20 protein-coding genes are annotated in these 23,197 nt (G+C 40.4%); 10 read left to right on the top strand and 10 right to left on the bottom strand.

Annotated features, from left to right (window positions below):
• Positions 1 to 36: 36 nt before the first annotated feature.
• The 9 genes from ACX3PU_RS03855 to ruvX form a co-directional block, all read right to left on the bottom strand.
• Positions 37 to 936 carry a TIGR01777 family oxidoreductase gene (locus ACX3PU_RS03855; protein WP_459083598.1) on the bottom strand — a complete coding sequence of 300 codons (900 nt, stop codon included), beginning with the start codon at positions 934 to 936 and terminating at the stop codon, positions 37 to 39.
• A gap of 47 nt (positions 937 to 983) precedes the next feature.
• Positions 984 to 1,802 carry an NAD(P)H-binding protein gene (locus ACX3PU_RS03850; protein ID WP_459083597.1) on the bottom strand — a complete coding sequence of 273 codons (819 nt, stop codon included), beginning with the start codon at positions 1,800 to 1,802 and terminating at the stop codon, positions 984 to 986.
• Positions 1,803 to 1,996: 194 nt separating this feature from the next.
• Positions 1,997 to 4,504: a M1 family metallopeptidase gene (locus ACX3PU_RS03845; RefSeq protein ID WP_459083596.1), complete on the bottom strand. Its 2,508-nt coding sequence runs from the start codon at positions 4,502 to 4,504 to the stop codon at positions 1,997 to 1,999.
• A 151-nt stretch (positions 4,505 to 4,655) separates the two neighbouring features.
• A complete protein-coding gene (locus ACX3PU_RS03840; protein WP_459083595.1) occupies positions 4,656 to 5,450 on the bottom strand; it encodes a thymidylate synthase in 795 nt (264 codons plus the stop codon).
• 74 nt (positions 5,451 to 5,524) lie between these two features.
• The gene (locus ACX3PU_RS03835; protein WP_459083594.1) at positions 5,525 to 6,616 is read right to left on the bottom strand and encodes an FUSC family protein; all 1,092 of its coding nucleotides are present in this window, start codon (positions 6,614 to 6,616) and stop codon (positions 5,525 to 5,527) included.
• A gap of 29 nt (positions 6,617 to 6,645) precedes the next feature.
• On the bottom strand, positions 6,646 to 7,428 hold the full coding sequence (gene mazG, locus ACX3PU_RS03830; protein WP_459083593.1) for a nucleoside triphosphate pyrophosphohydrolase: 783 nt from the start codon (positions 7,426 to 7,428) through the stop codon (positions 6,646 to 6,648).
• A gap of 113 nt (positions 7,429 to 7,541) precedes the next feature.
• Positions 7,542 to 8,099 (bottom strand): DUF5606 family protein, encoded by a 558-nt coding sequence (locus ACX3PU_RS03825; protein ID WP_459083592.1) that lies wholly within the window; start codon positions 8,097 to 8,099, stop codon positions 7,542 to 7,544.
• Positions 8,100 to 8,148: 49 nt separating this feature from the next.
• Complete coding sequence (gene def / locus ACX3PU_RS03820) at positions 8,149 to 8,724, bottom strand: peptide deformylase (protein WP_459083591.1); 576 nt, start codon at positions 8,722 to 8,724, stop codon at positions 8,149 to 8,151.
• Positions 8,721 to 9,137: a Holliday junction resolvase RuvX gene (ruvX, locus tag ACX3PU_RS03815; protein ID WP_459083590.1), complete on the bottom strand. Its 417-nt coding sequence runs from the start codon at positions 9,135 to 9,137 to the stop codon at positions 8,721 to 8,723. The genes def and ruvX overlap by 4 nt, the downstream gene beginning before the upstream one ends.
• A 98-nt stretch (positions 9,138 to 9,235) precedes the next feature.
• Between ruvX and ACX3PU_RS03810 the strand changes: the two genes are divergently transcribed.
• Positions 9,236 to 9,721: a SixA phosphatase family protein gene (locus ACX3PU_RS03810; protein WP_459083589.1), complete on the top strand. Its 486-nt coding sequence runs from the start codon at positions 9,236 to 9,238 to the stop codon at positions 9,719 to 9,721.
• Between the two features lie 430 nt (positions 9,722 to 10,151).
• Positions 10,152 to 10,388: a helix-turn-helix domain-containing protein gene (locus tag ACX3PU_RS03805; RefSeq protein WP_459083588.1), complete on the top strand. Its 237-nt coding sequence runs from the start codon at positions 10,152 to 10,154 to the stop codon at positions 10,386 to 10,388.
• A gap of 381 nt (positions 10,389 to 10,769) precedes the next feature.
• On the opposite strand, the gene ACX3PU_RS03800 is transcribed toward ACX3PU_RS03805, so the two are convergent.
• Positions 10,770 to 12,326: a serine hydrolase gene (locus ACX3PU_RS03800; RefSeq protein ID WP_459083587.1), complete on the bottom strand. Its 1,557-nt coding sequence runs from the start codon at positions 12,324 to 12,326 to the stop codon at positions 10,770 to 10,772.
• 106 nt (positions 12,327 to 12,432) lie between these two features.
• Here ACX3PU_RS03800 and pyrF point away from each other — a divergent pair, with 106 nt between their 5' ends.
• The 8 genes from pyrF (at position 12,433) to ACX3PU_RS03760 (ending at position 23,064) form a co-directional block, all read left to right on the top strand.
• Entirely contained in the window at positions 12,433 to 13,791 is a 1,359-nt protein-coding gene (gene pyrF, locus ACX3PU_RS03795) for an orotidine-5'-phosphate decarboxylase (protein WP_459083586.1), read from the top strand.
• A gap of 148 nt (positions 13,792 to 13,939) precedes the next feature.
• Entirely contained in the window at positions 13,940 to 14,644 is a 705-nt protein-coding gene (locus ACX3PU_RS03790) for a DsbA family oxidoreductase (protein WP_459083585.1), read from the top strand.
• A 95-nt stretch (positions 14,645 to 14,739) separates the two neighbouring features.
• Positions 14,740 to 15,309: a YceI family protein gene (locus tag ACX3PU_RS03785; RefSeq protein ID WP_459083584.1), complete on the top strand. Its 570-nt coding sequence runs from the start codon at positions 14,740 to 14,742 to the stop codon at positions 15,307 to 15,309.
• 973 nt (positions 15,310 to 16,282) lie between these two features.
• The gene (locus ACX3PU_RS03780) at positions 16,283 to 19,099 is read left to right on the top strand and encodes an aminopeptidase (RefSeq protein ID WP_459083583.1); all 2,817 of its coding nucleotides are present in this window, start codon (positions 16,283 to 16,285) and stop codon (positions 19,097 to 19,099) included.
• Positions 19,100 to 19,212: 113 nt separating this feature from the next.
• The gene (dusB, locus tag ACX3PU_RS03775; RefSeq protein ID WP_459083582.1) at positions 19,213 to 20,208 is read left to right on the top strand and encodes a tRNA dihydrouridine synthase DusB; all 996 of its coding nucleotides are present in this window, start codon (positions 19,213 to 19,215) and stop codon (positions 20,206 to 20,208) included.
• Between the two features lie 16 nt (positions 20,209 to 20,224).
• Positions 20,225 to 20,581: a bleomycin resistance protein gene (locus ACX3PU_RS03770; RefSeq protein ID WP_459083581.1), complete on the top strand. Its 357-nt coding sequence runs from the start codon at positions 20,225 to 20,227 to the stop codon at positions 20,579 to 20,581.
• 242 nt (positions 20,582 to 20,823) lie between these two features.
• Positions 20,824 to 21,735, top strand: coding sequence for an ABC transporter ATP-binding protein (locus ACX3PU_RS03765; RefSeq protein WP_459083580.1), 912 nt, complete (start codon positions 20,824 to 20,826; stop codon positions 21,733 to 21,735).
• Between the two features lie 9 nt (positions 21,736 to 21,744).
• Positions 21,745 to 23,064, top strand: coding sequence for an ABC transporter permease (locus ACX3PU_RS03760; protein ID WP_459083579.1), 1,320 nt, complete (start codon positions 21,745 to 21,747; stop codon positions 23,062 to 23,064).
• Positions 23,065 to 23,197 lie beyond the last annotated feature (133 nt).

Below are 23,197 nucleotides of genomic sequence, written 5' to 3'. Positions count from 1 at the left end.
ATTTGATACAGATATAATCGCTAAAGCTTATTTTATTTAATGCAAAGCGCTTTCCATCGTATCATACTGAAATACAAATCCTGCGTCTATTATTTTCTCATTACTTACTTTCGAGCCTTCTAAAAGCATGGCAGCCATTTCGCCAAACATCAACTGAATAATAAATTTGGGGGCATTGGGTAAAAAGCTCTTTTTGCCAAAAGATCTTAACAATAATTTTGAGAATTCATTCATGGAGATAGGCTGGGTACTCACGGTGTTGAAGATTCCCGATAGTTCGCTCTCGCTTAGAATAAATTCATACAAACGAATTAAGTCACGTATATCTATCCACGGCATGAATTGTTTCCCATTCCCTAGAGCCGTATTGATACTCCACTTGGCTAAGGATGCCGTTTTAGCATACATGCCACCCTCTTTACCAATGATGATCCCTTTTCTCAAGACAATGGTCCTTATCCCTAATTGATTAAATTGAAAAGCCGCATTTTCCCATTCTTTGCAGATATAGGCTAAAAAATCTGTACCGTTAGGGGATAACTCCGTAAAAACCTGCTCCGTGGTTACAGCTCCATAATAACCTACGGCGGAGGAAGAAATAAGTGCAGTAGGTTTGTTCTCAAGCTGACGTACATACTTAAACAATAAATTAATTGATTCGACTCGGCTATCGACAATTTCCTTTTTTCGCTTTGCGGTCCAACGTTTTTCAGTAATATTAGCACCCGTAAGATTGATTAGGACATCCACTCCCTCAAAAGCCTTTTCATCTATTATTCCCTTTTCAATATCCCACTGAAAAAAATGCAAATTTTCGTTTTTAGAGCTTTTTTTAGTTCTAGTTAAAGCGTGAATTACATGCCCTTTCTGCAATAAATATTGAGTTAGATGTTTTCCAATAAAGCCAGTACCTCCTGCGATCAATAGGGTATTCATTACGTGTTTGTTTTTAGGTTATTTAACTTATTATTTAAAGTGAAACACTATCTCAGAAATGGTTTTACAAACGTATACTTTAACACAGTTTCTAATTTTTCACTCGTAATTATCTTTCCTTGTGTTCCTGAATTTTGGACTAAACTAGGTAAATCCAATCTCTTTTCTCTACGTAGTGCATCGTAATATTCCGCTTTGGTAGGATGATAAGGTGCTACGGCATTGAAGATTTCACCCCCAATTTCTTGTTGAATTATTTGTATAAGGATACCCAAACAATCCTCTAAATGTATAAAATTGATAGGCCTATCTGGATCTTTCATTTTATTTTGTGGGCGAAGAAAATGAAGTGGATTTCTATCTTCGCCTATCAATCCCCCGAAGCGAACAATGGTGGTTTTAAAGTGTTCATTGCTTCTCAATAACTGTTCTACTTCTAACAGCTGCTTACCCGATTCCGTCTCTGGCCCAGGAACCGTTTCTTCGGTAACCAAATCGTGACGACTATTCCCATAAACCGAAGTGGAACTAATAAAAATAAGTCTTTTTACGGTAGAATTTTGAATGTAGAGAATTAAATTCTTGATTTTAGCAACAAAATTTTCATTCGTATCTGTCCTTAGTTTCGGTGGAATACTAATGAGTAAAACTTCCTTATTATTTAGAAAATTTTCAATATCGCCTGCAACGGAATTCGTTTTCAAATCCAATAGAAACGGTTCTATTCCCACTTGCTCAAGTTTAAGAAAATCGGTTGTATTCCTAACGCTCCCATTTACGGCATATCCCATTTTAAAAAGGGCTTTTGCCAATGGGAATCCCAACCAGCCACAGCCCAAAATCGCTATTGATTTATTTGTATTCATTTCAATTTCTTTTTTATAAACGCATGGCAAACTTTTCATTTTGTAATCGTGGATTCAACACTCGAAAGTGCGCAGCAGCATCGAGGCCCGAACCTGCTGCCCATTGCCCGTTTTTCCTTCCCATCACAACGTAAACTCCCTCTATTTGACTTGCAAAAAAGGGAGCTCCAAAATTTATTTTTGAAATGAGATGTCTACTTATACACTTTTAAGGCACTTGTCAATAGATCCACCTGTGCATTGAGGGATTTGCTAGAGGGTTCCTTTCGTAGAGCCGCTAGTTTTAAATCCAGTCCCTTTTGAATGGTCTGAGCTAAGAGCATTTTCGCCTGCGCATTTTCACCTAACTGTCCATGCACTTGGGTGAAGATTTTGGTAATCTTGTGAGTGGCTAGATAATCGTCTGAACTCATAATCCATTCGTATCCTTTTTCTGCCGAGGCACCTGCCACGGGGTCTTGGAATTTAAGGAAAGGATAGAAAGCAACCGTAGAGGCAATCTCTGCGCGGTGCTTTTCAATCTTATTTTCAACCACAATCGGAATCAAAACCGTCATGACATCAGAAGATAAGCCTTCCAATTCAACAGATTCTAGTTTCTGCTTCGCCATTTGCGGATTGATCTGCGCAAGTGCGCCAAGGGAATTCCCTTTGATGGAATTGGATACTTCTGAAACTCCTTTTTCATAGAGAGGTAGATATTTGTCATTTTTCGTTTTAGAAAGTGCGCCTATGGCAGCTCCTCTTACAAGGGTTTTCTCATCGGAACTTGCAAGCTGCTCTACTTTAGAAAGCGCTGCTTTTTGATGGTCGGGTCGGGAAAGATCAAGTCCATTCAAAGCCTCAATTCGAAGTCTAAAGTTTGAATCGTTAAGTCCTTCCTTTAGCGTCTGAATTGCACTTGCATCCGCAAGGTTTAAAGCGGCATTTGCAAGAGCACGCTCTTTAGGTAAGAACTCTTTTGCCGTTTGATATTGAAGCAAATACTGGGCAGGGGTTTTCGATTCGGTAATCTCGCTTAACAACACGCCGTCTGAATTTAGATTAACCAGTTTTGGATTTTTGCTCACCGGAATCGAAAATTCATTCTTTGCTTTAGCACTAACCCAAAGACTTTCTCTTTTCACGGCGTTGTCTTCTACAATGTCCACAGCAATAGGAAATTCAAAATACCCTCCCCCTTGCGTTTGAGCAATCGAGAGTACGATTTCTTTTTTCACCGGTTCAAAGCGAGTGGTATAGGTAAGTTTCGGATGACCTCCTCCAAAATACCACTGCGTAAAGAACCAGTTCAAATCCTTACCGGATACTTTCTCGAAAGCGAGACGTAAATCCGCCGCTTCTGCCGTACCGTAGGCATGGGTCGTTAAATACTGATTTAGCCCTGCGAAAAAGGCATCATCTCCTAAGTAATTTCTAAGCATGTGCAAGATCCCTCCTCCTTTGTTGTAGGAAACGGCATCAAACATATCTTCTCTATTGTGGTAATTGTAGCGAACCAAATCTTTTGAGACATTGGAGGGATCGCCAAAATAGGCCTGCAGTTCTCTAAAGAGTCCATAGTCCGCAATGTCTTTCCCGTATTTGTGTTCGTTCCACAGGTATTGCGAATAGTTTGCAAAGGATTCGTTCAGCGTTAAATTGCTCCAGCTCTCCATGGTGACGAGGTCGCCAAACCAGTGGTGAAAGAGTTCATGGGCAATGGTATCTTCCCAAGAATTTTCATCCACCAATTGAGAGGGTTTTTGTTGAACGTCCTCTGCGTGAAGTACGGCTGTGGTGTTTTCCATCGCCCCACTCACGTAGTCTCTTGCGCTCATTTGCGCATATTTGTTCCAAGGATAATCGTAGTTTAATCGCTTTGAGAAAAACTCAATCATCTCGGGGGTGTGTCCAAAGATTTGCTTTGCGTAGGGTTCGTATTCTTTCTCTACATAATAATCCACAGGGATTTGGCGCCATTTGTCCTTGACCACGGCGTAGTCTCCTACTCCCATAAAGAAAAGGTACGGAGCATGCGGCTTGTCCATAACCCAGTAGTCGGTACGAAGATCTTCACCTACATTTTTTGAACTCTTTAATTCACCGTTCGAAAGCGTGATGTACTTTCTAGGCACGGTCATGTAAATTTCTTGCGTCGTTTTTTGATTGGGTCTATCAATGGTTGGAAACCACACAGAGGAACTCTGGGTTTCTCCTTGGGTCCAAACTTGGGTTGGCTTTTCTTTATCTTCTCCTAAGGGATTGATAAAGTATAGACCTTTGGCATCCGTGATGGCCTGGCTTCCCTTTTGAGTCACCTGCTCCGGTCTTGCCGTGTACTTAATATAGACCTTGTAGTTCTCATCCTTTGCATAACGCTTATCTAACTGAATCTTTAAAAGATCGTCTGCGTAGGTATACTTTAAAGGGCTTTTTGAGCTTCCTTTCTCTAGAGCCACTTCATGAATAGCCATGGCCTTCGCATCGAGCACGAGCGAATCACTAGGGTAAAAATAAGGACTTGCGGTAAGGGTTGCCTCCCCGTTTAATTCCATTTTAGAATAATCAAAACTCACCTTTAATAGGGTGTGCTTTAAACTGGTATATTTAGTGGAGGTAGCCTGATAAGGCTGGGTGCGTCCTGAATTTAAAGTCTGCGCCTCAAGGGAACATCCTAAAAAAAGACCGACAAGAGAAAGGGACAATAGAGTACGTTTCATACAACTGGGATTTTAGTAACTAGTCTCAAAATTAAGTCTAAAGTTACAAAATTGGCCCTGTAGATCCCTCTACCCCAGAGAGAATTCATAGAAACTTAACCTCTCTAAAGAAAACGCTCGTACGCTAAATCAATAAAATAAGGATAGAAATTTAGATTGCGACCGGCGCCTTAATTCCAGGATAAGGATCGTAATTCTCAAGCGTGAAATCTTCAAAATCAAAATCAAATAGGGATTTCACCTCTGGATTCAAACACATCGTTGGAAGGGCTTTTGGCGTTCTTGAAAGCTGCCTTTCCACTTGTTCAAAATGATTGTTGTAAATATGCACGTCCCCAAAACTATGAACGTAATCTCCTACTTCAAGGCCTGTGACTTGCGCCATCATTTGAAGTAGCAAGGCGTAACTAGCAATGTTAAATGGCACACCTAGAAAAACATCGGCACTACGCTGATAGAGTTGCAAAGAGAGTTTGTTATCGGCGACATAGAATTGGAACATGGTATGGCAAGGCGCTAGAGCCATTTTTGAGATCTCAGTTGTATTCCATGCAGAGACAATTAATCGACGAGAGTCTGGATTGGTTTTAATTTGCTCTATGACCTGTGAAATTTGATCAATCACTTGTCCACCTGAACCTTCCCAACTTCTCCATTGCGCTCCGTAGACAGGACCTAAATCTCCATTCTCATCTGCCCACTCATCCCAAATGCTGACTCCATTATCGTTCAAATACTTTACATTCGTATCTCCCTTTAAAAACCAAAGCAGTTCATAAATGATAGACTTTAAATGCGTTTTTTTCGTGGTCACCAAAGGAAATCCTTTGGAAAGATCGTAACGCAATTGATAGCCAAATACGCTTTTTGTCCCTGTCCCTGTGCGGTCAGTTTTATCCGTTCCGTTGTCTAAAATATGCTGTAAAAGGTCAAGGTAATTTTGCATGGCTAATCTAAAAATCTAGGGGTTGGCTTAAATCTGAGCGTAAATATATAACATATATTTAAGTAAAAAAAAGGCTAGTGTCTTTGATGTTCTTGGAATTTTCGGTAGAGTTTTAAAAGCCGAAGTTGCTTCTCAAAACGCGCCATAAAGCCTTTGTGGTGGAGAAGTGCGCCTGCGGCAAGCCCAATACACGCGCCCATTAAAGAATCTAAAAACCGCGCCCAAATTAGCGCATTGTGGGAAGCCCCGCTTCCTAAACTGGTCTCTGCCAAAAGGATGGTAAGGGGCGTAATAAAGATCACGGCAAAGAAATAATTGCGAACGACAAGGAGTTCAATAATGATTTGCAAAAGAGCAATAATAAACACGAGAGCAAGAGGCTCAGGTTTTAAAAGAATTAAAACCCAGGTGAGTCCAATCCCAATAAAGGTTCCGAGAACCCGGTGTGTATTTCTTTCGGTGGTATGCGTTAAATTTCGCCCTTGCAAGATGGCTAAGGTAGAGACTGGAATCCAGTAAGGACTTTGAGGATCCACTGCATATCCAAGTAGTAACGCTAAACTCACACCTACGCCTAGAATCAAACTTTCTGCTGTAATGGTATATCGGTTTCGTTTCGGTTTTACTCTTGGAATGTGCACCGTAGCTTTCGCAATAAAAACCGAGTACACAAAGGCAAGAAAGACCGAGACCATCGCTCCAAGAGCAAAGACCCCAATTCGAACAGGAAGCAGCTCTAAAGAAAATGGAAGGTTGGTAGCTACAGCAGCGACCATAATAAAAAAGAAATTCCGAGGGGGAGGTATATCAAAATATCCGCAAAGCCAGTGGGTTAACACGGCGATCAAAAAGAGCGAAAAGACGCTCCAATATGGATTAAAGGAAAACAGTAAGGAAGTGGAAAACGCCACGATCATTCCAAAGGCGCACACGATTAAGTGAACCATTCGTTTTTCAAGGGAAGCATGCGTAAAATAAAGGATCGTTAAGGCTCCAATGGAAGCCAAATTTCCGTAGGGCTGATTCTCAAAATACCAACCTGCAAAAAGACAGACCCCAATGCAGAGTCCCGCCAAAACTGGAAAATGCCAAAGCCTTTCGGTTTCCCTAATGTGAATCATGGAAGCCAAATGGCTTCTCAAAGGCGTTTGCAAGTTTCTTTTCATTTGGATCTTTTCTATAGATCATCTAAAATTTAGGATTCCGCCCTCGTCTCAAAACCTTTGGCCTTTTCCCAAAGCGCATCCATTTGCTTTTCGTCAAGTTCTGCGAACTCAAGTCCCTGCTCCCTAGCCAAAAGTTCCATCTTCTTAAATCGAGACACGAATTTTTGATTGCTTTTCTCTAGGGCAGTATCGGCATTCAGCCCACTAAGTCTCGCATAGTTGACAAGGGAAAACAGCACGTCTCCTAATTCTTTTTCTTTTAAGTCTAAGTCGGTTTCGGCTTCAAATTCGAGTAATTCCTCTTTTACTTTTTCCCAGGCGTCTTTGCTTGAGGCAAATTCAAACCCGACTCCTTTTACTTTCTCTTGAATTCGATGGGCTTTCACGATGCTAGGTCCCGATTTCCCTACACCGGACAAAACGGAAGTATTTCCTTCCTTTAGTTTTAATTTTTCCCAATTTTGTTTGACTTCCTCTTCTGAGCTCACTTTTGTATCGCCATAAATATGAGGATGGCGGAAAATCAACTTTTCGTTCAGCGAGTGAATGACGTCTGCAATGTCGAATTGTCCTTTTTCAGCAGCAATCTTTGAATAAAAAACGAGATGAAGAAGTACGTCTCCTAACTCCTTTTTAATCTCGGGCATATCCTCTTTTAGGATTGCATCCGAGAGTTCATAGACCTCCTCTAGGGTAAGAGGACGAAGGGAGTCTAGGGTTTGTTTTTGATCCCAAGGGCATTTCGCCCTAAGATCATCCATGATGTCTAATAGTTGGGAGAACGCTTGTAGTTTTTCTGATTTCACGTGCATAGTCAATCGCATTTTTCTGGACTCTACAGCCCAAATGGTTGGAATAAAGGTAAACTAAAAAAACTTTGTTACGAGGGGTAACAAAGTTTTTTTATTTCTTGAAGGTAAAGGAATTAACCTTGTTTTCTCTTGGTAGATTTCACCTGCGCTTTCGAACTGCTTGTGGCAGGTTTCGCTTTTGCAGTAGAAGGCTTTTTGGTTTTAGCCTCTGGTTTCTTCGCTGTCGTTTCAACGGCTTCTACTTTCGGAGCACTAGCCTCCTCTTCTACTTCCTCTTTCACAAAGCTCTCTGGCGTAATGTACCCTGCTTTGTGCAATGTGTTATACCACTGAACTAATTTCTTGATATCGGAAACATACACTCTCTCCGTGTCATAATTAGGAAGTGCTTTGTCCATTACTTCGCGAAGCTCTGCATCCGAAGACTTATGGGAAATAGACGGCTCGTAATTCACTTCTTTTGCAAGCGTTTCGAATACATCAAACAAAGGAACTTCTTTATCGAATGTAAACATGGCGATATTATCCAGAAGACTTACTTGGGAAGAATTTCCGATGCTCATTTTTTTCTTCGTGGTTACATCCTCAATAATAAACCCATTTTTAAGCTGTGAAACGAGCTTAAAAAGACCTGGTTTTCCAGAGATGGAAATAATTTTTTCTAACTGCATAAAGTATTGTCTTTAGTATTTAAACTTAATTAATAATAAGGCGATTCACTTATTTAGGAAACCGCATTTTGTAATTTACACTTACCTCTCCTTGTGAAATCTTAGAAAGTTTCCCTTTAACCAGCTTTTTCTTAAGCGGCGAAAGGTGGTCGGTAAAGAGTACGCCATCAATATGGTCGTATTCGTGTTGAATTACGCGGGCACGAATATCGGAAAAAGTTTCCGTATGTTTCACAAAATTTTCATCTTGGTATTCGATTACAATCGTCGGTTGACGCTTCACGTCTTCGCGAACGTCCGGAATTGACAAACAACCTTCGTTGAATTTCCACTCCTCTCCGCTCTCTTCTAAGATTTGCGCATTTATAAAGACTCTTTTGCCTTGTTTAATAAGCTCCTCTTTAATGTGGGCGTAGTCTTCATCTTCCGCGAGTGGAGTAACATCAATCACAAACAAACGAATATCCAATCCTATTTGTGGAGCTGCGAGTCCAATCCCATTGGCTGATTCCATGGTCTCGTACATGTTTTCAATCAATTCCTTTAAATTCGGATAGTCAGGCTCAATGTCTTTTGCTACTTTTCTGAGGATAGGATCCCCAAAGGCACGAATCGGTAATATCATCTTTTTCTTAAATCTAAAAAATTCTGTAAAATTAATGTGGCACTCACCTTATCAATCAGCTCCTTGCTCTCGCGTTTCTTTTTGCTTTTTCCGCTTTGCGAAATATAAAAAGAAGCCATTTTTGAGGTAAAACGCTCATCCAGTCTTTCGACAGGAACAAAGGGAAACTTGGCCTCAAACTCGGCAATAAATTTAAGAATATCGCCTTCCACTTCGGAGGGATTTCCACGAAGATCCGTGGGAAGTCCAACCACCATCGCTTCTACCGTATTTTGACTAAGGTAAGCTGTCAAAAAATCAATTAAGTTCACGGTTTCTACGGTGTCTAGTCCTGAGGCAATGATTTGAAAATCATCGGTCGCCGCAAGTCCGGTTCTTTTTTTACCGTAATCTACGGCTAAGAGTTGTCCCATGCTGCAAATTTACAAATTTTAAAAATTCTATCCCGAACTTCGTCTTATTTTAATTTTTTGTCTATTTTAGTTTCCCCAAACCAAAAAAACAAGACCCCGTGAAGACATTATTTTTGATTCGACATGCCAAGAGTGACTGGACCCACGAAGTCGAAGATTTCCAAAGACCCTTGAACGAAAGGGGCCATCAGAACGCTAGAGGCATGGCTAAGTTCCTTTTGGAAAGTGGCTTTGAGATTGACAGTTTTGTGTCCTCTCCTGCCAAAAGAGCCTTAACGACTTGCCGTTATTTTGCAGAAACCTACGGAAACTCTGCCATTAAAAAAGTAGAAGATCTCTACGAACCTTTGCTTGAAGATTTTTACAAAACCCTAGAGCGCACCTCAGATGAATTTAATTCCGTTGCCCTATTTTCTCATAATCCTACTATTAGTGAGTTCTTGTCGGACTTAGTTTCAGAATCGCGCGAGTTTTCGACCTGCACGGTGGCCATCGTGAAAATTGACTGCGAAAGTTGGTCCGAATTCTCAGGGGCAGAAAAGACCCTCACTCATTTCCTACTACCGAAAGAAATTTTAGACTAGAAATCATTCCGACAACAAAAGACACTCTTTTTAGTCCCATGTTACTATAGGGAAGTCGGGGCATCCGAATCTATTTTCCAAACCTTAATTTGGAAGTCACTCCGATTTCTTCAGGCCGCACACCTGCGAATTTTGAACTCATTTAAAGTGTATTTCTACACGGCACTTCGTATAGTAAATTCCTTCTCATTCTACTGTGGAATAAGGAGATGGGGACCAATGAGACTATCCGTTCGTAATTTCTGATAAAAAAAACTGAATACATTGGAACTTCTTGAGGCTCAAAGATGATATTGAGATAAATACAATGCCATTTAATTCAAAAAGTCTGTTATTTCAATCGTATTTACTATTTTTGTATGAAATAACAAACGTTTTGAATTTAAAGAAGCAAATAATTCTTCCAAAATATACACAGTTACTTGAAGAGATGGGAGAAAATATCAAGCTGGCCAGAAAGCGACGAAAACTAACCGCGAATCAAGTGGCAGAAAGGGCAGGAATTGCACGCTCCACATTGTATTTGGTTGAGAAAGGTAATTCAAGTGTTTCTATGGGAGCCTACTTTAACGTTTTACAGGTTCTAGGATTGCAAAATGATTTTCTGAAATTGGCTGCCGACGATGAGTTTGGCAGAAAACTTCAGGATCTGAATTTGCTAAGATAAGTGAACTATGAAACTAGGATCATTTATCGCTTCGCAAACGGAAAAAGATTTTCTGAGCCATAAGCAATCGGGATTCAATCCGCACAGGATGGAAAAGGAAAAAAGGAATTCAATTTTGAGTAGAATTAAAATCAACTACTCTCTACGTTTAGGTAGATATTGCAAGTCTATATAAGTTCGGCAAAAATTTGATACTTTGCCAAACTTACATCCTAATTAAGCTTTGTTTTTTAGCGATTTAGATCTCAATATACCATCCAAAAGACAATAGAAGTATAAAACAAAACTAGCCTCGCAATTTGCGAGGCTAGTTTCATTTTATAAGGCTACTTCTTTATCCCATTCCTACTAGGAATCAAAAAACAAGTCCTTAAAACATTATTATTTCTTTGCTTTTACCCTCTGTAAATCAAGGTCTTCAAAATCAAAACTAAAGTCAGTAATGTCAGAAATTGGTTTTAAGCTAGCAGCGGTTGCATTTCCATTCTCGTCCAATGCAAAAGTTAAATAGGCATCCGCATCATAACTACGATCGTCCCATTTTACAATAAAGGTATTTGGAGAATAAGCTATTAAGTCTCCTTTTAAACGAGGAGAAGTTTTGCATTCGAGTCTATACCCTTTTCCATTTTGAGAGATGTTTACATCGCCAAACCAAAGGTCATTGTAGGTCCCCACAAACTTTGATGCGGATAGTTTTCCTTCTTTTGCTTTTCCAAACTGAGCTGCCTTTGCATAGGCCTCTTCTTTTTGTTTTTGGTAGGATTTACCTGCTCTGTCCATACGTTCAGAATACGTCTTTAGCCAGTTTCTGTCTTCAATACCTAGGTAAGAATCTTTGAGTGCATTGGTAATGGTATTAAAAGCGGCTCCGCTTTGTTGGTTGGTTAAAACCACAATTCCAAGGTTCATATCTGGAATGAGGGTAAATAAGGTCACGGTTCCTATCAGTCCCCCACTGTGTTGAACTTGCTTATGTCCTTTCACATCGGAAATAAACCATCCAAGGCCGTACCCGTAATTTCCTGTATCATAAGAATTGCTTAATGCCACCGTAGAGGGGCGTTGAATTTGCCAAAGCTGCTGAATTTGGCGATCGGATACAAGTTTTTTCCCGTCTTTCGTTGTGAACCCATTCATTAAGAAATTAGCCCAAGTAAGCATGTCCTCTACATTACTCATAATACCTCCCGCGGCATTTGCAGTTTCGTTCCAATCGTGTGGAATCTGCTTTACAACTCCGTCTACAGGAGCGTGCGCATCAATTTTATTTTTCACCGCCTGAGCGCGAACATAACTACCGTGGCTTGAAGTCATACCGACCGGTCTTAAAATGCGGCTTTCGATAAATTCAGCCCAACTTTGATTAGAGATTCTTGAGATTACTTCTCCCGCTACGATAAACATAATGTTGTTGTAGTCTAATTTATCACGGAACTCATTTGCAGGTTTTAAATAACGAACATTGTGAATAAGCTCCTGCAGAGAAATCGTTCCTCCTTCTGGAAAAAACATAAGGTCGCCTTGTCCGAGGCCTAGACCGGCTCTATGGGTCAAAAGGTCTCTCACGGTAAGATGCTTACTTACGTAGGGATCGTACATCTGAAATTCAGGAATGAATTTCGTCACTTTATCGTCCCAGCTTAGTTTCCCTTCGTCCACAAGCATGGCAAGAGCTGTGGCTGTAAACCCTTTTGAATTGGAAGCAATTCCCACGAGGGTTTTCTCGTCCATTTTTGCCTTGCTGGTAAGGGAGGCTACGCCATGACCTTTGGCATAAATTACTTTTCCGTCTTTTATCACTCCTACGGAGATTCCAGGAACCTCAAAGGTCTTTAGGGTATTTTCCACTAGCTGATCTAGCTGTTTTTCCGCGATCTGTGCCTGGGTAAACCCTCCCAGTGTGATCGCTAGCATTACGACAAAGCTTTTTCTCATAGAATCAAATTTTTCTCAAATGTATGAATTCTACGCGGGATTTCTGAAATGCACCTTTGGGTCTTTAGGGATTTTGACTTAACTTTGTGCAAACCTTTTTGACACAATGACAGACAAGAGAGAATTCTTTTTGGAGTGCTACAAGCACCAAATTGTAAAGTTTGGCCGTTTTACACTAAAATCAGGGATTGAAAGTCCCTTTTATGTAGATCTACGCCCGCTTGCTTCCGATCCAAAAATCCTTAAAAATCTAGCCGCGCGTATGCTGGACATCGTCCCTTTGGATGAATTCGATTTGATTTGTGGAGTGCCTTACGCCGCATTGCCCATGGCGACGGCTATGTCTTTAGAGAGCTACCTGCCTTTAATTATCAAACGAAAAGAAGCCAAAGCCTATGGCACCAAACAGCTTATTGAAGGTCTCTACGAGCGTGGACAAAATTGTCTCTTGGTAGAAGATGTGATTACCTCCGGTAAATCGCTTCTGGAAACCATTCCAGAAATTGAAGAGGCCGGATTAAAAGTATCTGACATTGTCGTGGTTTTAGACCGCGAGCAGGGAGGAAAAGAACTTCTAGAAGAAAAAGGATACCGTGTTCACACACTTTTCACTATTACGGAGATTTGTCAAATTTTAAAAGAAGAAGGAAAACTAGACGAGGAGCAAGTCGAGAGAATTCAAGACTTTTTGAAAGGAAATACTATTTCCTTTGAAGCTCCGAAAAGGCTCTCTTATGAATCTAAACTAGAGTGCCTTACCCACTCCAAAGCACAAAGGCTTCTAGAGATTGCCATTGAGAAGAAATCCAATTTAATTGCTTCTGCGGATTTACTTTCTACCGACGAGCTTCACGAGTTCGCGAACAAAGTAGGACCTCACATTGTAGCGTTAAAAACTCATATGGATGTCGTGACCGACTTCGAATACGAAAAGACCATCCTTCCTTTAATCGATTTAGCTGCAAAGCACAATTTCTTATTAATGGAAGACCGAAAATTCGCGGACATTGGTAGTACACAAGAACTTCAGTATGCGTACGGAGTGCATAAGATTTCCAATTGGGCGGATCTAGTGACCGCTCAGCTAATCGGAGGCTACGCATCCCTAGATTATTTTCACAGTGCGGGGGTCATTGCCATTATCGGTATGTCTTCACAAGGAACACTTACGGACAAAGCTTACCGAGAAGAAGCCACTAAAATTGCCGCTTCTCACCCAAATGTAATTGGAGGGGTCGCACAAGCGCAGCTTCCAAGTGAACTTCTACTTTTCACCCCAGGCGTTAACCTTCAGAGCAAAGGCGATGGAAAAGGCCAGCAGTACAATACTCCGGCGCATGTATTCAAACAACTTCACACGGATTTCATCATTGTAGGAAGAGGAATTTATAAAGCCGAGAACCCAGAAAAATCCGCCTTAGAATACAAAATTGAAGGTTGGAAACACTACGAAGAAAGCTTGTAGAAATAGAACTACAAACTCAAAATAAATTCAAAGAGCAGCCCAGAGCTGCTCTTTTTCTATTTTTTCTTTTCGATTCTTACCATAGGTCAACGAAATAAAGGACTTTCTATTCTTATCTTTGTATCACCAAATCAAAACACATATAAAAATGAAAGTAAACATATTTAGTGACATCCGATGTCCTTTTTGCTATGTAGGCAAAAAGAAATTCGAAAAAGCACTAGAAAGCTTTGAGCACGCAAAAGACATTGAAATCGAATGGCACAGCTTCCAACTACATCCTTCTTTACAATCCGATCCAAACGTGGATCCTTTTGAATACTTTTCAAAAGCAAAAGGCGTGTCTTTAGAACAGGCAAGGCAAATGCATGCCCATGCGCAAAACGCAGGAAAGGAAGTAGGAATTGATTTTGAGTTCGCAACTCAAAAAATCGCCAACTCCTTAAAAGGGCACCTTTTAATCCAATTGGCAAAACAAAAAAACCTGGCTAGCGAAATGGAGGAAGCTCTTTTTAGCGCCCAATTCCTAGAAGGTAAAAACATTGATTCTGAAAGCGATTTAATTGAAATTGGAACCCGTGTCGGACTTTCAGAGGTGGAAGTAATTGAGGCCCTAAATTCAGATGAACTTCGCTACAAAGTCAAAGAAGACGAAATGCTAGCCCGCAAAATCGGGGTAAGAGCGGTTCCTTTCTTTATCTTAAACGACAAATACGGAATCTCCGGGGCGCAGCAACCTTCTATGTTTTTAGAAGCGCTTGAAAAAAGCTACAAAGAATTCTCGGAAGGAGACAAAGGACTTGAAATTTTAGGAAATTCCCCTAGCTGCGAAGTCGACGGAAATTGCGACTAAAAAACACAGTACCTGACACTTATCAGATTCTAACTCAAAAAAAATAACGATCTTTGATCAAATTCAATAACAAACCAAATTCAAAAATAAATCCTATGAAAAAGATGTTTTCAATGATAGCTTTAATGCTATTCACTCTTAGTATTACAGCTCAAAAAACACTTGTAAGCGATCCTGCACATTCTAGAATTCAGTTCTCTGTCATCCACTTAGGAATTAACGACATTACAGGAAACATGGACAAAGCGGCTCTTACCATCCAAGCGGATGAGCAAAACTTTGCAAATTCAACTTTAACGTTTGAAGTAGATCCATCTAGCATCAATACGCACATTGAGGCAAGAGACAACCACTTAAAAAGTGCAGACTTTTTTGATGTTGACACTTTCCCAACCATGGCGTTTACCTCTACCTCTTTAAAGAAAACAGGAAAGAAAAATTACTACGAGCTTAATGGAAACTTGCTTATGCATGGAGTAACGAAACCAGTGAAACTAACTCTTATCTACAGAGGTTCAACAGAATCAAACAAGAAAACCGTTCACGGATACCAAGTTCTTGGAACCTTGAAAAGATCTGACTTTGGCGTAGGAACCAAATTCCCTGAAGCAATGGTTTCTGATCTAGTAAGAATCAAAGGAGACTTTGAGCTTAAAGAAAAATAAATCCGATTTTTTAAAAATTGTTTAAGGGGAGTAGCGGCAGAAATGTCGCTACTTCTTTTTTTTGCTGCACAAAGTATCCAATAAAAATTACATCCAGAATTCAGGAAGATAGGAGGTTTGAAAAAGAAATCTAATTTGCAGTTAACCAAAATAGTAATATCTCGATTGACTGATCTAGAAGATGTAGTATGTCAAATGAAATCTCCAAAATATAATTTGAAATTAACTGCTTAAGCATCAATGGTTCACTTGAAAAAAGAATTAAAAATCAGGGAATACAACACAGGTGAAGTGTTGCTCGAATAAAAGATGGGTTTCTATAGAAGCAAAGCGATAAAAAGCGAGATATTAATGCTACTGACAGATTTAAAAAATATCACTTATACTTTAAGCAAGGTTTGTAAATTACATTAAAACAATTGATTTCAATCAATTATGGATTTTAAGCAAGATTGACAATAGAATAAGCAAGGTAGAAAACCGTTCACGGATACCAAGTTCTTGGAAANAACCGTTCACGGATACCAAGTTCTTGGAAACTTGAAAAGATCTGACTTTGGCGTAGGAACCAAATTCCCTGAAACGATGCTTTCTGTACGAATCAAAGGAGACTTTGAGCTTAAAGAAAAATAAATTCGATTTTTAAAAAATTGTTTGAGGGGAGTAGCGGCAGAAATGCCGCTACTTCTTTTGTTTTGTCCTAAAATACAATCACAACGCCTAATCCTCATCCTATATTCTTTGAACTGTATGTTGAAATGATTCAACTTGGTGAACTAATTAAAAAAACAGTACCTACTACTAGGTATTTTATCTCAATCTTCGGACTTCATAATTAAACGTATAGTACTATATATTAGTTATTTAAGAAAATTAAACAAAAAGGCAAATGGTATGAGAAAAATACTTTTTATTGACTTTTATTTTGCAGTTCGGTGCAAACAACTATATTTGAGACTGCTTTGCACACAGGATGAAACACGCGCATTTAATTTTCTATATTTTGCTACTTCCCTTTTGGAGTTTTGCACAGGGCGATAGTCTTGTGATCCGCGCGAGCCTAAACGAGAATTTAAAAGATCTCGAAGTAGAACAAGAACTCTACTATACCAATAAGTTCTCCCATCCTATTTCCGAAGTTGAACTCCTGAACTGGATTGCCGCCTACAGAAACGAAGGCACTTCCCTTTCTACCCGAAAAATTGAAGACAGACAAAAGCAGCTCTATTTTGCAAAAAAAGAAGAGTTAGGGTCTCTTACTTCACTACTTATTAACGATTCTCTTTCTGTGAAAGAGCTTCACAAGGAAAACTTAAAAATTCCTCTTTCAAGTCCTTTAGCTCCTGGAGAAACCCTTACACTTCGATTAAAGTATTCGCTTTCGCTTCCCTCTATCGCAATGACCGGATATGGGACCTCCCAGAGCAGTCTCGCTTTAAAATATTTCTTTTTAGTCCCCAATACTTTTGAAACCATAGATCCTGAACCCAGGCAATTTAACGACACGGAACAAACCCAAAGCGGCGGGCAAAGCTGGAGGATTTCCTTATCCGTTCCCCAAGGATACCAAATCGAGAGTAACCTTAAAAAAGAAATGGATTCTTCCTTTGTCTTTTCTGGTAAACTAGCAGACGATCCCGAGTTCTTAATCTCCCTAAACGATATGCCTACGCTTCAATCAAGCTCTCGATACGGTGAAACGACCTTCGTGTTTGGGTATCCTATTGAAAAGGAGCAGCTCTCGACTCTCAGTTATTTGCTTCCTGTGCATTTAAACTTTCTTGGCGAGAAATTAGGGCACGTACCTTCCAAAGTTTTTATCTCGCCTAAATTCAACTCCAAAGAAGATTTCTTTGGAATTGATGACATCAAGTTCTGGAAATTCCGATACAAGCTTTTCTCAGACATGGAAAAGACCGATCTGGATTATTTCAGCATGATTTCTAAGAAGGTTATTCAAGCCGAGGCCATTACTCAAAAATCCAAAGACCATTGGTTTAAAAATGGACTCCAGACCTATCTGGAAATGCAATATTTGAAAGAGAACTACAAAGATGCTCTACTCATTGGAAAGCTACCCCAAGAAGCTCAACTTTTTGGAATCCATCCGCTTCGCTACTTGACGGCCGCTAAACTTAAGCTTACGGAGCGCTACGGTTTAGGCTACCACTACATCTTAACCAAGAACTTAGATCAAAAAATAGGAACACCTTATCCTGTGCTTAGCAACTTTAATGACATGGCTATCAGTCAGTTTGAGACGGGCAGCCTCTTTAATTTCATTGCAGAGAAAATGGGCACAGGCGAATTTGAAGAATTCACTCGGACTTATCTTTCCAAAAACACAGACAATCTATTAAGCACGAAAGACTTTTTAGATCAACTCTCGATTCGTACAGGATACTCATCCGCTTTTCTTGAAGATTTCATCTATAAGAACAACCGGGTGAATTTCAAAGTGAAAAAATTTGAAAAACTACCGGAAGGCTATTTGGTGAAAGTGACAAAGAACTCTTCGTATGGAATACCGATTCAAATTACCTCAGAAGATTTTGAAGGAAACAAGAAGTCCTTTTGGTACGACACCTCCTCCAAAAGAAATGAAGGGCAGTATTTAATTCCTCGTCCTGAGGTAAAGAAAATCTCGGTGAATGACGAATACCTCTTTCCCGAGTCTAACTTTAGAGACAATTACATCTACACCAAAGGACTTTTTTCCAATACCAAACGAGTTAAATTTAAATTACTTCCAGACATTCCAGATCCAGAATACAACGAAATTTATTTGAGTCCAAAAGTAACCTTTAACGCTTACGACAAAGTGCTGTTAGGGATTGGGTTTAAAAACAAATCCTTTTTTGACCAGCCTTTCCAATATGCGCTCTCTCCCTATTTCAGTACAGGAACCAACACGTTTGCGGGTTCCGGAGGACTCTCTTATCGTTTTCGACCGCAAGATGCCTTTTTCCAAAACTTGGAAATTGGAGCCAGTGCCTCCTACTTCCATTACGATTACGATTTAGCGTACAAAAAGATCAGCGTAGCCTCCACACTTAATTTCTCTAAAGTCTTACGAAGCGATATTAGCCGAGCCCTTTATTTCTCTTTCAGCCATTTTGAAAAAGACCTTACACCCGAATTAATCGCAAAAGGAGAATACGACCGCTATGGCCTCTGGAGTTTGGGCTACGGATACAACGACAAAAAAATCATTCATGAAATTTCCTTTGGCTCGAGCCTTCAGCTAATGAATGATTTTCAAAAGCTATCCGCAGAAGCTTATTACCGCTGGGAATATGCTCAAAACAAAAAAATCAGCTTCCGTTGGTTTGGTGGGGTATTTTTCAAAAACGAAGCAAGAAACAATCTTTTTGATTTTGGAGTCTCCCGGGTGTCCAATTACGCCTTCAATTACAGCCTCCTTGGTCAGAGTGCAACCGAAGGGATTCTCTCTCAGCAGTATGTACAGGCCGAAGGTGGATTTAAATCCCATGTTGGGGAACCGGTCAGCCGGTGGATTTCAAGTGTGGGAGTGGATGCCCATATTTGGAAACTTTTCAACTTATATGCCGATGCAGGAGTGTATAAGAACAAGGGACAAAGTGAGCAGTTCATTTGGGATTCTGGAGTGAAATTAAAAGTCATTCCCGATTTCCTAGAAGTTTACTTCCCTCTTCAATCCTCTCTAGGCTTTGAACCTTCATTAGACAATTACGGGAAGCGAATTCGATTCACCCTAATTCTGAACTTAAGCGCACTTACGAGCCATTTCCGAAAAGGCTGGTACTAATTCAGGAGCACCTCACCATCCGTTTGCGCCTTGTTCTTGCTTGTTTTTTTTGCCCTAATTTGCGTACAGACACTTTTGCTGATACTTAAGTCGATATTTTGTATTTTTGCAGCATGGTAAACATAGGCCCGATTCAACTTCCCGACTACCCTCTTCTTCTTGCTCCTATGGAGGACGTAAGCGATCCCCCTTTCCGTAGACTTTGCAAGATGCACGGGGCGGATCTTATGTATTCGGAGTTTATTTCCTCGGAGGGTTTAATTCGCGATGCCATGAAAAGCAAGAAAAAGCTTGACATCTTTGATTACGAAAGGCCTGTCGGAATTCAAATTTTTGGAGGAGACGAAGAAGCCATGGCACTTTCTGCGAAAATTGTAGAGGCCGTAGAACCCGATTTGGTGGATATTAATTTTGGATGTCCGGTAAAAAAAGTGGTAACCAAAGGGGCGGGTGCCGGAGTTTTAAAAGACATTGATTTGATGGTTCGCCTTACGAAGGCTGTAGTCAAATCCACGCATTTGCCCGTGACCGTAAAAACAAGACTAGGATGGGACTTTGATTCCATTAACATTGGAGAAGTCGCCCTACGTTTGCAAGATGCGGGAATTAAAGCGCTTACCATTCATGCAAGAACGCGTTCGCAAATGTATAAAGGGGAGGCGGATTGGAATTACATTTCTCAAATCAAGAACCACAACGATATTGAAATCCCTATTTTTGGGAATGGCGATATTGATTCGGGTCCCAAAGCAAAAGAATATAAAGAAAAATACAACTGTGATGGGGTCATGATTGGAAGAGGAGCCATTGGGTATCCTTGGATCTTCAATGAAATCAAGCATTATTTCAAAACAGGAGAAATCCTTACGCCTCCTACCATCACAGAGCGACTCGAAGCCGTTCGTCAACATGCGGAGTGGAGCATTGAGTGGAAAGGAGAACGCACAGGTATGGTGGAAATGCGTCAGCATTATAGCAACTACTTCAGAGGAATCCCTCACTTTAAGGATTTTCGTCGAAAATTCTTAGAGGCCTATACCCTTGAAGAAATGGATGAAGTGATATTTGAAGCGGCCCATTTCTACAAAGAATTTCAGCTTACAAACTAAAAAGAACAATCCGTTTATGCTAACTGAAGTCCATCCGAAACTACCGATGCGGGATCGAGAGATCACCTACCAATATTATGTGAAGGAATTAGGGTTTCAGCCTGTGGGAGAAGCCGAGTATCCCGACTATTTAATGCTTAAAAAAGACCAAGTGGAACTTCATTTCTTTTTGTTTGAAGCGCTGGACCCTCTCCAGAATTATGCGCAAATTTACCTTCGGGTAAGTGACATCGATTCGCTTTACAAATCTTTTTTAGATCGAAACATTGCAATCCATCCTAGCGGATCTTTGCAAACCAAACCTTGGGGCGTAAAAGAGTTTTCTCTACTCGATCCGGATCATACACTCCTTACCTTCGGGCAGAAAGTTTAAGAAGTCTCACTCAAGCGTAAAGTCTTGTAACAAATACGCTTATTTCAAGACTTATTGGACTATATAAAAACCCATAAAATCACGCTCGAAATAAAGCACAAGAAGTCAAGAATTCACATCCATACCCCCTTCGAAATCGGAGCCAAAACATTGGGTAAAAGGGCGTAAAATCCCCATTTTGACTTCTGTATGTGAAGTATTTTTGCGATCTTGTGATTCCATATTTTAAACTCGTATTTTCGATGCTAAAAGCAACCCACGTTACGAAAACATACCAAGCCGGAAAGAAAACCGCCCTACAAGATTTCAGTATAGATGTGCCTAAAGGCAGCATTTACGGTCTTTTAGGCCCCAACGGCGCTGGAAAGACTACGTTCATCCGGATTATCAATCAAATCTTAGCCCCGGATTTGGGTGAGATTTTTATTGAGGGAGAACGATTATCTCCTCATCATATTTCACAGATTGGTTATATGCCTGAAGAAAGAGGGCTCTACAAGAACATGACGCTTGGAGACCAGCTCCTCTATTTTGGAGAACTAAAGGGGATGAGCCGTACCGATGCCTTAAACCAGGCTAAGTTTTGGTTTGAAAAACTCGGCATGGAACAGTGGTGGAAAAAGAAACTCTCCGAACTATCGAAAGGAATGGCGCAGAAACTTCAGTTCGTCGTGACCGTTTTGCATAGACCCAAACTCCTCATACTAGACGAACCCTTCTCAGGATTTGACCCGGTAAACGCCAATTTAATTAAAGACCAAATCCTTTATTTGAAAGAAGAGGGAACGACCATTATTCTCTCCACTCACCGAATGGAAAGTGTAGAGGAACTCTGCGACTCTGTCGCCCTGATTCACAATTCAAAGAAAGTACTTGACGGAAAGATTTTCCAAGTTCGCGAACAGTTTAAAAAGAACATTTTCTCTGTCACTTTAAGCGACGTGGAAATAGAGAAATTGGAGGCTTTTAAGGTAAGCCACCCACTTTCCAATTTGCGACTTGACCACGACCTCTATTCTTTTGAACTCGAAGGAGGAACCAGTCAAAATGCGCTGATTGAAGCGCTGCTACCCATTGGGAAAATCCGAACCTTTGATGAGAAAATCCCAAGTATGAACGAAGTATTTATTAACGCTGTAAGCGACCCCTCTTAAATAAGCCCAATGAAGAACATCCTTCTGATCACCAAACGGGAATACCTAACCCAAGTTAAAAAGAAGTCCTTTATCCTTTTGACCCTTTTCGCCCCACTTATCTTGGTGGCCTTTGGCGTTTTAATCGGAGTTATGGTGAATGCCAACAAATCCAACTCCAAGATTAATGTAATTGACAAGAGTGGAGTATTTCAGGAATATTTAAAATCGAACGAAACGGTCACTTACCTCTTTCTCGACCCAAGCACAGAGGCGCAAATGAAAGTGCTTTTAAAAGAGGCTGAGGACATGGACGGACTTTTGATCCTTCCTCCCGTGAGAAATGAGTCCCTTGAAAACCTCGAAAAGGACGCCGTTCTTCTCACGAATAAGAAAATAGGAATGGACACCAAATCCAAGATCCAGAGGGATTTGGAAAGTGTAATCCGCGAACAAAAAATCAAGGATTTAGGCCTTAGCGATGCTCAAATTGACAACCTTGACAAAGGTTTCAATTTGAAACTACAAAATGTGGTGGATCAAAATTCACAGGACAGCGATTTAAACTTCGGCGTTAAATACGGACTAAGCATGGTCCTTATGTACGTTATCTTTATGTTTATCATCATCTACGGAGTTCGTGTCATGCGGAGTGTTTTGGAAGAAAAAAACAACCGTGTGGTAGAAATCATCATCTCATCGGTCAAACCTTTTGATTTAATGCTAGGGAAGATCTTTGGAGTCACGCTCGTAGCCTTAACGCAGTTTGTGGTCTGGATTACCATGTCCATCACTGCTGCCCTCATTTTAAACACAGGCTTTAGTGCATTGAGCGGGAATTTACCAATGGGAGGAGAGGCAAGCGAAGGACTCACCCAAGGAATGGATCTAAAACTTTTGGCAGGTGAAATTTCCCATACTCTCTTAAGTTTAAATTTCCCTCTCATTATTACCGTCTTTATCTTATTCTTCCTTTTAGGATACATTTTCTACAGCGCCATGTACGCGGCGATTGGATCCGCAGTGGATAACGAAACCGAGACTCAGCAGTTTACTCTTTTTGCTATTCTTCCCCTTACCATTGGTATGTACGGAAGTGTAACGATTCTGAACAACCCGGAAGGACCTCTGTCCTTTTGGTTATCCATGATTCCGTTTACTTCCCCTGTCGCCATGATTGCAAGAATCCCGTTTGGAGTTCCCCTTTGGGAAATTGCTCTCTCCCTCGTACTACTTGCAATTTCCGCTGTGGGAATGGTCTTCATTGCATCTAAGATTTATAAAGTAGGAGTCCTTATGTACGGAAACAAAGCCACTCTAAAAGAAATATGGAAATGGATTCGAAGCTAGTCTAGAATCGTATACTTAGCGAGTCTTCTTCCATTTAAACAAAATATTGTTTACAAGTACAGAAGTACTCGCTTTAAGTTCTTACTTTAGCACGCATAATGGACCCTTTTTTATAAAAATCAGATCCTGCGAC

This window comes from Chryseobacterium sp. A301, from assembly GCF_054489425.1.
This window is presented reverse-complemented; position numbering and strand designations above follow the sequence as displayed.